The sequence below is a fragment of the Gemmatimonas sp. genome (assembly GCF_031426495.1).
Taxonomy (GTDB): domain Bacteria; phylum Gemmatimonadota; class Gemmatimonadetes; order Gemmatimonadales; family Gemmatimonadaceae; genus Gemmatimonas.
Genome location: NZ_JANPLK010000001.1, coordinates 140,044 through 154,482, shown reverse-complemented (window position 1 = coordinate 154,482; position 14,439 = coordinate 140,044). Strand labels below are relative to the sequence as shown.

10 protein-coding genes are annotated in these 14,439 nt (G+C 62.7%); 3 read left to right on the top strand and 7 right to left on the bottom strand.

The genetic code is table 11. The features are described 5' to 3' along the window. The first annotated feature begins 844 nt into the window (after positions 1-844). Positions 845-1,693, top strand: coding sequence for a sigma factor (locus RMP10_RS00675; protein ID WP_310568597.1), 849 nt, complete (start codon positions 845-847; stop codon positions 1,691-1,693). 560 nt (positions 1,694-2,253) lie between these two features. Here the strand turns inward: RMP10_RS00675 and RMP10_RS00670 are convergent. The 5 genes from RMP10_RS00670 to RMP10_RS00650 all read right to left on the bottom strand — a co-directional run bounded on the left by RMP10_RS00670 (position 2,254) and on the right by RMP10_RS00650 (position 9,967). Then, the gene (locus RMP10_RS00670) at positions 2,254-2,709 is read right to left on the bottom strand and encodes a helix-turn-helix domain-containing protein (RefSeq protein ID WP_310568596.1); all 456 of its coding nucleotides are present in this window, start codon (positions 2,707-2,709) and stop codon (positions 2,254-2,256) included. A 458-nt stretch (positions 2,710-3,167) separates the two neighbouring features. After that, positions 3,168-4,442 carry a tetratricopeptide repeat protein gene (locus RMP10_RS00665; RefSeq protein WP_310568595.1) on the bottom strand — a complete coding sequence of 425 codons (1,275 nt, stop codon included), beginning with the start codon at positions 4,440-4,442 and terminating at the stop codon, positions 3,168-3,170. Between the two features lie 1,592 nt (positions 4,443-6,034). Further along, positions 6,035-7,057, bottom strand: a complete 1,023-nt coding sequence (locus tag RMP10_RS00660; protein WP_310568594.1) for a PD-(D/E)XK nuclease family protein — start codon at positions 7,055-7,057, stop codon at positions 6,035-6,037. A 158-nt stretch (positions 7,058-7,215) separates the two neighbouring features. After that, complete coding sequence (locus tag RMP10_RS00655) at positions 7,216-8,958, bottom strand: recombinase family protein (protein WP_310568593.1); 1,743 nt, start codon at positions 8,956-8,958, stop codon at positions 7,216-7,218. A 691-nt stretch (positions 8,959-9,649) separates the two neighbouring features. Next, positions 9,650-9,967, bottom strand: coding sequence for a hypothetical protein (locus RMP10_RS00650; protein WP_310568592.1), 318 nt, complete (start codon positions 9,965-9,967; stop codon positions 9,650-9,652). Positions 9,968-10,641: 674 nt separating this feature from the next. On the opposite strand from RMP10_RS00650, the gene RMP10_RS00645 reads away from it, so the two are divergent. After that, positions 10,642-11,833, top strand: a protein-coding gene (locus tag RMP10_RS00645) for an IS3 family transposase (protein WP_310568591.1) whose coding sequence is annotated in 2 segments (ribosomal slippage) — positions 10,642-10,937 and positions 10,936-11,833 — 1,194 coding nt in all. Because the reading frame shifts where the segments join, the coding sequence is not laid out codon by codon here. A gap of 72 nt (positions 11,834-11,905) precedes the next feature. After that, positions 11,906-12,400, top strand: a complete 495-nt coding sequence (locus RMP10_RS00640) for a multicopper oxidase domain-containing protein (RefSeq protein ID WP_310568590.1) — start codon at positions 11,906-11,908, stop codon at positions 12,398-12,400. 360 nt (positions 12,401-12,760) lie between these two features. Here RMP10_RS00640 and RMP10_RS00635 read toward each other — a convergent pair whose 3' ends face one another. Together RMP10_RS00635 and RMP10_RS00630 are read right to left on the bottom strand one after the other, a co-directional pair. Further along, positions 12,761-13,798, bottom strand: coding sequence for an inorganic phosphate transporter (locus tag RMP10_RS00635; protein WP_310568589.1), 1,038 nt, complete (start codon positions 13,796-13,798; stop codon positions 12,761-12,763). Positions 13,799-13,807: 9 nt separating this feature from the next. After that, positions 13,808-14,419 carry a DUF47 family protein gene (locus RMP10_RS00630; protein WP_310568588.1) on the bottom strand — a complete coding sequence of 204 codons (612 nt, stop codon included), beginning with the start codon at positions 14,417-14,419 and terminating at the stop codon, positions 13,808-13,810. Positions 14,420-14,439: the final 20 nt, after the last annotated feature.

Genomic DNA, 14,439 nt, shown 5'->3' with positions numbered 1-14,439 from the left:
GGATCGTCCTGCGTTCGTCAGCAGCTAGGCGATTGAACACGCGCCGGCCATGCGTGCTGCGGCCGTTCTTCATTGAGGTACGCGTCATACGCCCAAAGAGCCGCTCGCGCCCGCGTCGATTTCAACGCACGCTGTTTCACACGTCGGACGCTGACCTATGACGATTAGGCGTACTCACGAATTTGTCTTCACCACGTCCCGCGAAGCGCCGGCCGGCGGCCCGCGAACGCAATGCACCGGCACCCGCTCTGTCGGTCTGGCGTCTGCCATGTAGCGGCCACTTCGGCAAACAAGATCTAGTATGCAGCATGGCCGACGGTGCCGCGCCTCCGTCCTCGTTGTGAAGCCGTCATAACGGCGTTGCCTTCCTAGCCGATGTGCTCTCAACCTCATTGTGACTCCAACCGTGCAAATCTCCACACGCAGTCGTTGCCGCTGTTGGTCGTGCCGCCTCGGTCGCTCGCGTGCGCGTTGCCAGCGGCCAGCGACGACGCGCCCGCGAATGGACGCTGATCCACTCTCATCGCAGGTGCGGCGACTGCTTGCAACGGCGCGCGTGCAGTCGGGGATCGTCCTGTGGGACGCGGCACAGTCCTTCCAACCTGTGCTCCTGTGGTGCGCGATCTACCTGTATGGCTGGCCGAAATAGGAAACCGTGTGCTCGCGCACACCCTGTACGTCGGTCTCCTGCACCCTCTCTCAATCTCAGCTCTGGTGGCGCCTGATGGCATCCGTACGTCTGCAATGCGGCACGATGGAAACGACGCGCCCGCCTGTCTCAGCGGAAGGCTTCCGAGCGTCGGCGACTTCTGGTACGTCGATCTCGCGAGCCGTGACGTCGAGAATGGCGACTCCCGCTCGCGAGTCGCAGGTTACCGCGACCTTCATGCCGCTAGTGTCGGTAGCGCGGGGAGTGGGAGAGGCTGCGGACGTCGCGTTGGAGAGGCTGCTCATCCTCCTCCATGCCCCGATTAAGCGGTACGCGTTTGCCAAGGTCCAACGTTCGCCAGACGCCGACGATCTTGCTGCCGATATCGCGCAAGACGCACTGATTCGGATCGCAAAGGGTGTCCGCACGTGTCGGGCGCAATCCGACGGCGAAGTGATGGCGTGGGCCATGACCATTGCGCACCGCCTCGTGCTTGACCTCGTTCGGTCGCGGCAGTCGGGCCTGCAAGCGGCATACTTCGCAGACGTAACCGCGCAGGCCATGTTTGGCATGACGATGGAAGACAGCATCGGACAGCGAGCGGAGCTGGAGCCTGCCATGGAGCTTTTGCTTCGATTGATGGCCGACGCGTATAACGGCGCCATCGACTCCACCGGTGAGCTAATCTGGTGGAGGCTGATCATCAGTCTCGATTGGCGTGAGATCGGTGAGCAAGTGCAGACGACGCCAGCGGGCGCAAAGCGGCGATTTCAGCGGGCGATGGACACGTTGCGCCTCGAGGTCATCCGACGAGTGGACGCGCTTGACGAAGTCGACCGACATGCTGTGCTTGCACTCCTTGCGCGTTTCGGGTACGCTCAAGCGGTGATGTCGGACCAGGTATCCGACAACGAGGTCGAAGCGGACCGACGTAGTGCTGCACCCGTGCCGCCGCTGGCGCCTCGGGCCGCGATGGCATTTACGCGACGGGTTCGTGCAAGCCGAGCGCTTTCGTCTTCCATCGAGGGTGGTGCCGTAGCCTGAGTGCGCAGCGACGCGCCCTGCGGCGCCGCAGTATGCCGTGCCTGGATTTGCTTCACTCGTGCGACAGCTTCTCGCGTATTGGCGCCTGCCTTCGTCTCTCGGGTCAACGCCCCCCATCGACCACACCGAGGCGGGGCCCGCCGCGCCCGAGCGGCCGTCAGTTACCGATGCATCGTCGAACGTTGAGTCATCGGATACTCCACTAACGGAAGCTAGCGCCGCCCTGAATTTACAGACGGCCTCAACGGACGAGGCGTCGAAGGCCGCGAAGCGTGCCATGCGAGCGGCCGGCCGAGATAGCAACTCCTTGCCGTAGTATCTACGGGCAAAGCGAGTATGCAGCAGGCCCGGGCTGTTGGTGCGACTCAGACGATAGCCTCTCGATGCGTCGGCGGCTTCGGCTAGAGGCGCTCGCACCGTGGCGCTCCGCCGACACCGCTCGGTACCGCAGGGGCAATGTCAAACCGTCACTCGTGTATTGCAGCAACCGGATTCCGTGCGCGCGCGATTCCCTGCTCGCGCTGCCGATGCCAACGCGAAGCGGTCCGCCGACACCCACTTCAGCTCGAAATAAGCCGGAGGATGGTAGACGGCGTGTAGTTCGATACGCGGTTAACGCCCCCGCGACGCAGCATGCCCGATCCCATCAACGACGCCACGGTTCGAACCGCGCCGGCGTCGCGCAGCGCCGACGGGGTGGACTTGGTGTAGCGACGCACGTGGTTTGCCAGCGATGCGGCACTCGGAAACGCGAGCAACTCGGCGACATCTTGAACCGTTCTACCCGGATCGTCAAGATAGTAGGCCGCCGTGAGCAGCCGTGCCCACCCGATGATCCACTGTGGACTGGCGAAGCCATGCTGATCGCAGTATTTCCGCAGCGTACGCTCGTGCATCCGCGCTGCAGCGGCGAGACGCAGCATGCTGATCGGCGCGTGCGCGAGGCGAAGCGCTGGCTTGACCACCGCGAGCAGCGCATCCTCGACCTGCACCCCTGCGCTTTTCCACACGCGCACCGCCAGACTGTCCGTTTCGCAACGGATGAGCGCGTTCGTGAGGGGGACTGACGGGACTAGCTGGTTACAAATCACAAGCTCCGTGACACCAGCGCCCCCAAGGCGAAGCACCCAACGACTGTCTGACGCACCTTCAATAAAGAGGGCGACGCAGGGCACTCGCGGGAACCGTGCTCGCAGGTTCATCAGTTGCTCGACCAGGGCGTCCTCATCTGGTGTCGGGACGCGAACCAGAAGGCACTGCCCGACGTGACGTGCTAGCAACTGCTCGCAGTTGGATACCGAGTCAGCGCCAGACACGGGCAGGAGGTACTGCATGGCGACCCTCACCTCTCGGAGCAGCGTCAGTGGCAACGCGAAGGCTATGACACCGGCCGGTAGCGGCGTGCGCAACCGAAGCACGCTTCCGGACGCACCGGCCCGCGCGCCGACGACCGCCGGTTGCGCGCGCGTCGCCACTAGAGCGTCACCGTCATCAAGGGACCGCCCAGCGCAGCGAAGCGGCGAAGCACCGGTGCGGCCGACGCGTGTCCGCTCGCGCTGGTCGGCACTTCGCGGACCGCGCCGCCCGCAATTCGTGCGCGGAGCGAATCCACCTGAAAGCGCTTCTCGTGAAAGCCGTGCTGGTCTGCGATGAAAACCGCCTTCGCAATCCATCCCATCGCGTCATCGCGCTCACCGAGTTCAAGCGCCGCCTCGCCAAGCGCGATAACGGCGAGTAGGACGTCGCCGGGCGATAGCGTCCCTTCCAGTAGAGCGATCAGGGGCGCTTGCGCCGCCAACACCGACTGCGTGGTAGCGACCGCGATAGCGTCGGCACCATCGACGGCATCGCGCCGGCGGAGTTTGGACAGGCGTTGCACCGCAACGTCGAGCGTGCCGACGAGGGCCGGTATCCGAATGCGCACCGGGAGCGCGGCGATACGCACCGCGGCAAAGCCGCGCGCCGCCGATTCAAGGTCACCGTAAGCCAACGCAATCTCCGACATTGTGATAAGCACCTCATCTCGCCGATGATCATCTGCCCCCAACAAATCGAACGCGTGCCATCCATGCAGGAGCGCGTCGAGCAAGCTACCGCGCCGACGCAAGGTGAACGTCATCAGTTGATGCGCCGGCACACGATAGAGCGCGTACACCTGCGACCCTCGTTCAAGCACCTGAAGAGCGAGCACCTCCGCGGCGGGAATGTTGCCGCGATTCGCCGCCAGAGCGGCGAGGCCCAACGTAGCCTGCGGCCGCGCATCGCGCCACACGCGCCCCGCGAGTCGTAGCGCCGTGTTGTAACACGCTGCTGCATCGTCAAATCTGCCCTGCGTGCGTGCCACTCGGCCGCGCCGAGTCCAACAGAGTGCGGCGAGCTCCCCGCGCTCGGACTGGCCGTATCCGTGAGCCCGCCCGGCGCGCTGCGGCGCGAGTCGCAGAATCAGTTCCACGAGCAAGAGATCGGCGAGCTGCGGTGCCTGAAGGAATTCGGCGAGCGAGGCAAGGTTCAGCCATTCCCCCATCGCGCTATCCGGCGGAATCCCGGCGAACTGCTGCGGCAACTGCGCTAGCGGTTCACGCAGCGGTTCCATTGCCATTGACGGGTAGTCGAACGAATCGCTCGCTTCAAAACCTGCCGCAAGCACCGCAAGTGCTCCCAGCTGCGCTGCGCGGGCGTCATCAGTCGCCGAGGCGCTCTCGGGCGAATGACGTAGCCAGTCGGAGATGCGAAGCAACGGTGGGTTCATCGGTGGATCACAAAGGCGCGGGCTGGCGGACTCGACACCGACAACTTACGAGTCGCCCCTGAGTAGCGGAAGTCGATGACACGCGCTCGCTTTACGTATTCGGCCCACATTTATACGCCGAATAGGCAAGGAGTTGTCCGAATAGAGACTCGGTGCGTGGACTGCTAAGGCCAATCCTGCGGCTCCCTTCTTCAAGGAGTCTCCGATGTCCTTACGATCCACGCGCCTCGTCGCGCGAACGGAATCATGGCTCGCCGCACGGCGTCCCCTCGTCCTACTTGTCGTCGTCGCATCGCTCGCCAGCGCCTGTGCCGACGTGAGCCCGACGGCTCCCGCTCTTGACGAGCTCGCGGTTCGACCGCGCAAGACGGAGTACCGCTGCGTGGCGCAGAGCCCAGACGGTGGCGACGCCATCGTTCTGCCCGCACCTGAAGACGGAGACTGCCCCGCTGGGTTTGACCTAATCCCTTGGTGGTAGGGGCCGAGCGTGACGTCCCTGCTCGTCGTCCGGCTCGTGCGGCGGAGAGTGCAGTCGCCTCATCGCTCACTCACACTCCGATGCGTATCGCGACCGTTGGACTTCCGGCACGGCTGCGACGCGCCATCGCACGGCAGTTTCCTGGGATGCACATCAGCACCTTCAACCCAACACGTGCAGCGCCTCAGCAACACACTGCTGAGGCGCCGTACGCCACCATCTATCTGCTCGCACGCGATCACCGCGGAGATGACGTACTGTTGAGACGCGTGCGGGCACTCGCCACACACACGCCGCCGTGGACAATGGCTCTCGTGTACACGCGGCAGCTACCCCTCCCCGCATTGCTACTCTCCTTCGGGAGAATGGGCGTCGAGCAACTTGCGTGCACCGACAGCGAGTCAGACCCTCGCGTTGGATTGCTTGCGCTCATAGAGGCGCTCTCACTACGGATGGAACTGGAGCATTTAATACATCTGCTCTCGACGCAACTTGATAACGTGGCAGTACCGATAGTCGTCGCAGCACTCTCAATCGCGCAAGCGCCTTCCAGCACCGCGCTCTTTGCTGCATTGTGTGGATTGACGGAACGAACACTGTCTCGACGCTGTGATTTCATTGGCTTGCGAAGTCCCTCATGGGTTCGTAGCTGGGCACGAGCGCTCGTTGCCGCTTACCGCATTAGCGAGCGCCGTATCCTGCCGGAGACAGCAGCTACTCAACTGGGGTATCGAACTGTGGCGGCGCTGTACGCGGAGCTACGCCGACATGGCTTCGAATTCAACGGCGCAGGTGCCAGCAACACACCCTTGCGAACGACGCTTGCCGCTTCGCTACAATTGCTCAGGTCGAGGTCAGGTAGCCCGCCGGCGAGACGCAACTTTCGCGGTCGCAGCGCGTGGCCCTCTCCGGAATTCTGAATCACGGAACGCCGGGATCGTTGCCCTCACGACTGAGCACACCCGCAGCGTGGGCTGCCCTCTACGTCCAGCACGCTCGACGTTCGTCGAACGTTGTCATTCGCGTTCAAATCTCTCGGCGGCGGTTGTCGCTTCCCTGCGACGGAAGGAATGCACGCACACGGCTGGACCGACGTCGGTCGACGTGGCAGTCGTTATTCAGATCGAGCCGCGATGAGGGGCGCTAAGACTGAGCTTTCGGCAACCCGCTCCGGATGGCACAGCGCGCGATACGTGCACCATCGGCACTGGCTTGGCTTTGCTGCCATCGGGAATGCCTCCAGTGCCATCGGTTGGCCGGTCCGTTGGTCAGCGATCAACGTTCGTAGCTGTCCGATCAGATGACTGAGTCGCTCCTCGGCCTCGACAAGATCCTCGGGTGTAATCGTGAATACGCCGACGGCATTCGACGGCGCCTCGCTGAGCGAAACGATCACTCCCAGACAGCCGCGCGGGATGTCCAAGGCGAGGACAGACCGAGCAACCAGTGCATACGTCATGATCTGATCAACCACTCCATCTGCGCTTCCAGTCTTGAAGTCGATGATATGCCACAGGGCGTCCGCGCGTGGACGCACGATCAGGTCGGCACTGCCGAAGCACGTTGTTTGGCCGTCAATCGTGGTAAGCGACATGGACGCAAACGGATCCATCAAAATCACGTCGTCGGGGGCGGCGGAGCGAACCCACTCCCAGACCGTTTCACAGCACAGCAGTCCAGCCAGTGCGCGATCCAATGTTAATGCAGCGCGTTCCAACGCTTCGCGCGAGGGACCGTCACCGTATAGGGCTTCGAGGAACACGGGCACTTGGTTCGGCGCTTGCAAGAACGCGTGCCGACGGGTGCGCGAGTTGCGCCATCGAATGTTCAGCGTCAAGGCCGCGCGTGCGCGAAGTGTCTCAAAGGTCGGCAGCGCTCTCCCCTCGCGTAGCGCCATGACGCAGTGGGTCGCCGCGTCGTGTACGGCGATGCCAATGGCCGCCTGAAGAGGTACGGCCTTCTTCAGGCGGTACGCGCGCCACGCGTCGCTCTGCGGTGGAGCGCGCCACCCCTGATGGGCGGTGTAGACGGCATGATAGTGCGCCCGGGCGCACTGCCGACGCCGACGCTCCTGCGATTCAGAGTAGGAAATTGCCGGGAATGGGGCATCCCAAGGCTTTAGTGCTCGTGGCGGCATACTGATCGCTCCATGAGTGGGTCCACTCATAGGGACGGCATCACGGCACCGCGCCGCACATCGTCAAGTGCCGGACTGACGCGACCGCGGCCACATCGCGACGCGATCCTTCGCCACGGGAACACGAAGTCGATGCATGTAGGTCAGCTCCATGTGCGTTACGGTGCGAGACCTATCAGTCGACGGTAGTGCACCGTGAGCGACTCACCGGGGATGTCGACGTCCACACGGACGACGAAGCATCGGAGCATCACCTTGCGTTCAGACATGGATGCCGCTTCGAACAGTGTGGCAAACTGGCGCGCCTGCTGCTGCCGCGCGTGTACCGTCGGAGCCGCGGCGGGGGAGTGCGCGAGTCGCTCGAGCGCCTCGCTTCTACGAGCGACATCGTGATTCGCTGCGGCAATGCGCTCTCGCGCTTGTCGAGCGACCTCACCGCCCATGCCAGCCAGGTCGAGCAAGCGCGTGATCTCCGCTTGCGCCGTGTCGCGCGCAGCGATGAGTAGTTGACGTCGTGTGTTCAGGGACGCTGAGTGGCCGGACCGTGCGCCGCGCTCGTCCGCCACGGCTTGCAGCACCGCCGGGTCATCCGCGAACTCGGATATCGCTGCGACGAGGGCTGGCTCGACAACATCCGCGCGAAGCCGTGCCGTGCATGCCGAGCACTTGCCTGGCCCCGGTACGCGGCCCGTTCGATAGTAGAACACCACGCCGGCGGTGTTGCGAAGACGCTCGCCGTGAAGGCGGGATCCGCAATGAGCACAGGCCAGTAGCCCAGTGAGCACGTACGCGGTGTTTACCGCGCGAGGACGCGTGGCATTGTCCTTCAGCCGTGAGCGCACGGCACGCCACGTCGCGCGGTCAACCAACGCATCCCAGCGCGCAGGATACTCCTGTCCCGCGGCGTCCAGTTGAATCCCGAGGTACGCCTCGTTGCTTAACACCCGGCTAACCGTACTTGGCCACCACCCAGTTCCGTGAGGCGCGCCGTGTCGAGTGATATAGGGTCGCGCGGTGCCCCCATTCATGCGCGCGCAGATTTCCGCGAGCGAGATGGTGCGCCCGTTCTCGCCGTCAGCAGCCCACTGGTAGATCTGCCGTACAGCCGGCGCGTCGTCGTTCGGCCGAAGCAGCGTATGGATGTCGGGGTCCGCGAATGCGTTGCGCTTCCCAACCGGCAGCGGCTCGATCCACTGAATCTTGGTGCTAGAAACGCGTGCCGCCCACCGGTCATAGCCAAAGGGTGGGAAGCTGCCCTGCCAGAGTCCGTGCTCACGCAGGTGGCGCTTTCCGCGCACGACGCCTCTCGCCTTGTCCTCGCTTGAGGCCGTATCCTTTTCCGCGTGCAGCGCAATCTTGAGGACCTTCAGCAGTCGGTCTTGATCGTTGCACGCGAGATCCCCCTCCGAAAGGCTCCAGAAGCGCCAGCCGAGCCGATGGAAGTGATACAGCCAGTGAAATGCCTCCACGGGCCCGTCGGGAAATCGTCCGAGTCGCGACAGCGCCCAGACCGTGATGACGCCCGGCTCTGACTGCGGTTGAGGGTGTGCGGCACAGTAGGCAAGCAGTGCTGCGGAGGCGGGTCGATGGTCAGGCGCGGTCTTCCATCCACTGACCCCCTCGTCGACATAGATGCCCTGCTCCACGCCGCTGCGCACCGTGAGCACGGAAGCGTCCCGTACCTTGCCCTGCTCTGCCCAGAAGCGTCCGACCTCGCGGACCTGCTGCGGACACGAGCGATCCTGTTCGTCCGTTGAGGAACGAAAATAGCCGAGCAAGGTGTCACCGAGCACGAGCCACGGCGCGTCCGTGAGCGCTGTCAGCGCCGTCGACGTGCGCACCTCGTCGGTGACCGCTTGGGATTCGGTTGGGCGCTGATGCCCACGTCGATGTGACGACATCTGGGCGACCCTCACTTTATACGAGCGCGCCACGCGCGCGAGACCGTGCTGTGAAGGGGGGCGAGCGGGAAACCCTCGGCGGCACAGTGTCGGCTAGCTCGCCCGCCACCACGCAGCACGGTGTGCCCATCGCGGGCCAACGAGAAACGCAGAGCAGCTAGCGGGGTGGAGCGATACGATGCGAACGACATGATCTTGCGACTGATCCGTGACAAGTGTGGACGGCTTCGGACGGGCTGGCGGATTAAAAGTGGATTCGCGAGCGCCGCGCGTTTACTGGCCAGGCGTGGACGATTGACGACGGGCGAGGATGTCAGCGGCGGCACGCGCATAAGCGCGAAGATCAGCGCACCCGCTGTCCATCGCGACGACCCCCAGGATGGAGAACTCGCGTTTTCGCTTCGGACCGACTGACGTCGCCTGATTCGAGCCGTTCGTACGGAGCAATGACCCCGCGTTCCCGGCATCGCGGGGCCGTTGCTGCGATGGCGGTGGAGGCTTGAGAGGGAGTGGATTTCGACTCGATCCCGACCGAGTGCGTGCTCGTCGTGTTCGCAGGTTCGCCACAGTCGCTCGCTCGGACGGTCTCCATATCTCCATCAGTCGGGTACCGATGGCGACCGTCGTTCTGGTCGTATCGGCAGCCTACCGTATGGGGAGATGAACGGCCCGTTGCGCCGAGGGCGGAGAGTTACCGTTGATCCTCGTGCGCTTTGACGGCTGGCCGGTCACCCTTTACTCCTCTCGTCAGCGCACGAGGAAAGCGCGGCAGCCAGAATCGACGCTGGCGCCGAAACGGGGTGTCGGCCTCCCATTCGAGCATGGTAACCTCGCCCGCTGCCGCCAAACGCTCCAGACGAAAAGCGGCAACTTGATGGCTCGCGCCAATGTGCCGCGCGACTTGGCTTACGGTGCGCCATTCGCTCTCGCGCTGCGGGAGGGCTGGGAAATCCGCGAGCACCGCTTCCAAGGAACGTGCGCGCCATTGCTCCAGCTGCGCGTCACTCACCCGCGCCGCTACTCCTCGGAGCCAGGGTCCTGTCACGCGCGCGATGCGGCCCTGGCGGACCGCGTCGGTCACGGCCTTCGGATGACGCCCGAGTCGCGTCGCCAGCTCCCGAATAGAGTAGAGTCCCGGCGGCAGCGACCGTAGTACAACCCGCCGCGTGAACCACACCTCTTCCCACAAGTCCTTGACGAGATGGGCGGCCGGCCGTCGAGTGGTCGCTTCGGTGCTCGATGGATGCTCGCCCGCGGAACGAACGTGCGCCGAGCGTCCTCCCGATGTGATCATTGCTCGCGGCGATCTCATACGATCCTCTCCCGTGACAGATACCTATAGGTTCTGTTAGGGAGACGGTATGTCGGCACCGCGCGTGGTCACCGACGCGTGCGCGATGCGCAGTGCCGGTGCGTCCAAGCTGTTCGGGAGGAGTTTTTACGGTTGGACGAACTCTCGGCGCGCCCACGGCTTGGAACGCGGTTGGGTTTCCTTCATCACCAAACCGAGACGGTGCGCGGCGATGCACCAGCACCGTGACGCACCGCTGCAGACTGGTCGCGTTGGGTCTGATGGGCGAGGCACCGAGTGCCGAGGATCTGGCCATTAGTCTGCGCCTGGACTGGAATTGACCCGATTTCGTGGACGCCCGACTCGCCCTAGTTTTGGGGCGGAGGTGGCACATGGGATCGAGCAAGAAGGTCGTTCAGCGTGAGCGTCGCGCGTTCAGTGCGGAGTTCAAGGCGGAGGCGGTACGGCTGGTGGCAGCGCGGCGGGCGGACGGCGCGTCGCTGACGCAGATCGGCCGGGAATTAGAGGTCCGACCGGATCAGTTGCGGGCGTGGACGCGACTCCAGCGGGAGGCGAGTGGGGAGGGGTCGGCGCCGGCAGGCGAGACGCTGGAGCAAGAGAATCGGCGGCTCCGACGCGAGGTGGCGACGCTGCGCCAGGAGCAGGCCTTCACAAAAAAGTGGCGGTGTACTTCGCGAAAGAGTCGCGTTGAGGTGCGCCGTGATCGCTCGTCACGAGGACGAGTTTCCTGTGCGACTCATGTGCCGCGTGTTGGAGGTGTCCGTGTCCGGCTATTACGCGTATCGCCGGCGACCGCAGAGCTGGCGGGCGGTGATCGACGACGTGTTGATGGCCCATGTGCGCATCGCGTTCGCGGAGAGCGGGGAGACGTATGGCGCCCCGCGCGTGCACCACGAACTGCGGGCGGCGGGACTGCCGACGAGCACGAATCGCGTCGCGCGGCTGATGCGAGAGGCCGGGTTGGCGGCTCGACCGAAAGCGCGCCGTCGCGTGACCACCACCGACTCGAATCACGCGGATCCCATCGCGCCGAATCGCCTCGCACGGCAGTTCGATATCCACGGCGTGGCGGTGAATCGGGTGTGGGTGGGCGACATCACCTATATCCCGACGCGCGAAGGGTTTCTGTACTTGTCGACCGTCTTGGATCTCGCCCCGCGGCGCTGCATCGGGTGGGCGATGCGCGACACCATGGAGGTGGACTTGGTGCTCAGCGCGCTGCGGATGGCGCGGGAGACACGGCAGCCGGCGCCGGGCGTGATCTTTCACGGTGATCGCGGCAGTCAATACGCGTCTGCCGCGCATCGGTCGGAACTGGCGGCGCACGGCATGCTGGCGAGCATGAGCGGGAAGGGCGACTGTTATGACAACGCCGTCGCCGAAAGCTTCTTTGCGACGCTGGAGTTCGAGCTGGTGATGACGCACGACTGGCACACCCGGGAGGAGGCGCGACGCGCCATCTTCCGGTACATCGAGACCTGGTACAACCGGAAGCGACGGCACTCGACCTTGGGGTACGTCAGTCCGGCGGAGTACGAAGCGCAGTTACCGAAGGCCGCGTAGTTCCTTTCAATTACGCGTCCACTTTTTCGGGTTAAGTCCAAAACTGCGCGAATAAAATCGGCACCGTCTGCCTTGGGCCGACCGCACACGACGCGAGCGACAAACGTACGTCCTACCCCTGCGACGCTGAGCCGTGCGCAAATCACGAAGCGCATTACACTCTCCTATACCGAGAATGCGGCAGGAACCAAGTTCTATATAAATGGGAAGCAGTTTGACCCTTCACGCATCGACACCGATGTCAGTGTCGGAGACGTCGTTGAGTTTACGATTGTAAATCAAACGACCGAACTACATACGTTCCACATTCACCAATCGGATTTTCTCGTGACGCAGGTCAACGGCCAATCTGCGAACAGCGTGAGTTTGCAGGACAACGTAAATGTTTCGTACATGGCGAATGGCATTCCCGGGACCGTCAAGGTCGTCGTTCCATTCTGGGATCCGGTCGCCGTCGGAATGTTCGTCTACCACTGTCACATCCTCGAGCACGAGGATGGCGGCATGATGACCACGATTCGGTTGAATGCAGCACCTACTAATCGGCTGCCGACACGCCGGCGATGAGTGGCCCGGGCGGGTTCATGATCAGGACGCACTGGGCGAGACGCACACGCGGTTCGACCTTCTTGCTTGATCCCATGCGTCACCTCGGCCCCACAACTAGGGCAAGTCGGGCGTCCACGAAATCGGGTCAAGTCCAGTCCGCCCATTCGCCACATAGGCAGACAGTTCGCTGCCTTCGGGGTACCGGATCGTGCGGTGATCGGCAGCTGCGTTCCGCTTGACTGCGCCAGGCCCCCGTCGTCGTTTGACGATACGTTAACCTCGTGGCCGGCTCCATCCCCGCCGACGTTCGCGAAAGCTCGGGACACTCCCTAGATCTAGTGTTTAAGTACAGGCGGGATGTTGCTTCAGGCATATGGGCTACAGCGTTACGAGCAGCGCCAGACTTTTGTAGCTCAAGGCAGCAAGGAGCAGCGCCGCCGGAATGGTGATGACCCACGCCCATACGATACGACCCGCCAACCCCCAGCGAACTGCCGACAAACGAGTTGTCGCGCCTACTCCGACAATTGCACCGGTGATCGTGTGAGTTGTGCTGACAGGTATTTTGAAATGCGTCGCAAACATAATTACGAGTGCACCGCCGGTCTCCGCGCAGAATCCGCCAACCGGGCGCAACTTGGTGATTCGGGTGCCCATGGTGTGCACGATGCGCCAGCCGCCAAAGAGGGTGCCCATCGAGATCATAGTGTATGCGCTCAGCTCGACCCAGATCGGGATGACCGACATGTCCTTGACGTAGAGGTGCTGCTCCCAGCCTGTCTGTCCCACGAAAGAAGTCTGCGTTGCAACCAATAGAGCGACAATTATACCCATGGTCTTCTGCGCATCATTGCCACCGTGCGCCAGGGACAACATAGCTGAACTGGTTAGTTGTGCGATGCGGAAAAATGATTTGCTACCCTGGTACGACACGTTCTTGAAGGCGATGCAAACGAAGGTCATAAGCAGGAAGCCAGCCATCATGCCACTGGCCGGGGAGAGGATAATCCCTGACAGTGTCTCAATCCACTTCGGTCCCCACAGCAGGGCGGACCAGCCAGCCTTTGCCACAGCGGCGCCGGCGTAGCCGCCAATCAGTGCGTGCGAAGAGCTAGAAGGAATTCCAAACCACCATGTAATGATGTTCCATATTATGGCGCCCATCAATGACGCCATGATCACGTTGGCATCGACAATACTGATGTCGATGTATCCCGCGCCGATGGCCTTGGCTAGTCCGGTGCCCGTATAAAAGAGGGCTAGGAAGTTGAAGATTGCGGCCCAGATAACGGCCGCGAGCGGAGTAAGCACGCGTGTGCCAACAATTGTGGCAATGGAGTTCGCCGAGTCGTGAAACCCGTTGATGAAATCGAAGAGCAGTGCTACGATGACGATGCCAAGAACGTAGTAGGCCATGCTTGCCGATCAGCTGTTCTTGAGTGCGATACTATCGAGCACGTTCGAGACACCCTCGCATTCATCGATTGCTTCTTCGAGAAGATCGTAAATTTCCTTCCACTTCAGCACTTCGATGGTCTGGAGTTCCGGTTCGAACAGATTACCAACCGACGCCGCGTACAGTTTATCGCCTTCCTCCTCGAGGATCTTCATGTGGCGACTGTGCTCAAGCATCTTCGGGCGCTTGTTGATGTCGCCAATTGAGTTCTGAATTTCGACTGCCGCGCGCACGATGACGCTGCTCATTTCCTTTGCCCCCGACCGCGATTCAGTAACGCGAAACATCACGACCCGGCGAGCAACTCCGCTGATCGAGTCGATGACGTTGTTGAGGCGTTTCGCGATCATGTGAATGTCTTCCCTATCGAGCGGCGTAACAAAACTGGTGTCGATGCGCTGATTGATTTGGCGCACAATTTCGTCACCGTCGGTCTCCAACTTCTTGATCTCGGCCGCAATCCGTGCCGACTCCCGAGGTGTATCAAACAATTGCCCGATCAACACCGCCGCATGCCCGATACGTTCGGCCAGCTGACGAAAGGAATTGAAGAATTCTTCGTCGGGTGAAAAAAGCTTCACAGGTTTTTGGAGACTGAGGA

Coding starts and splice junctions, on each gene's coding strand:
- RMP10_RS00675 (WP_310568597.1), top strand. CDS start 845: ATGGCGACTCCCGCTCGCGAGTCGCAGGTTACCGCGACCTTCATGCCG.
- RMP10_RS00665 (WP_310568595.1), bottom strand. CDS start 4,442: ATGAACCCACCGTTGCTTCGCATCTCCGACTGGCTACGTCATTCGCCC.
- RMP10_RS00660 (WP_310568594.1), bottom strand. CDS start 7,057: ATGCCGCCACGAGCACTAAAGCCTTGGGATGCCCCATTCCCGGCAATT.
- RMP10_RS00655 (WP_310568593.1), bottom strand. CDS start 8,958: ATGTCGTCACATCGACGTGGGCATCAGCGCCCAACCGAATCCCAAGCG.
- RMP10_RS00635 (WP_310568589.1), bottom strand. CDS start 13,798: ATGGCCTACTACGTTCTTGGCATCGTCATCGTAGCACTGCTCTTCGAT.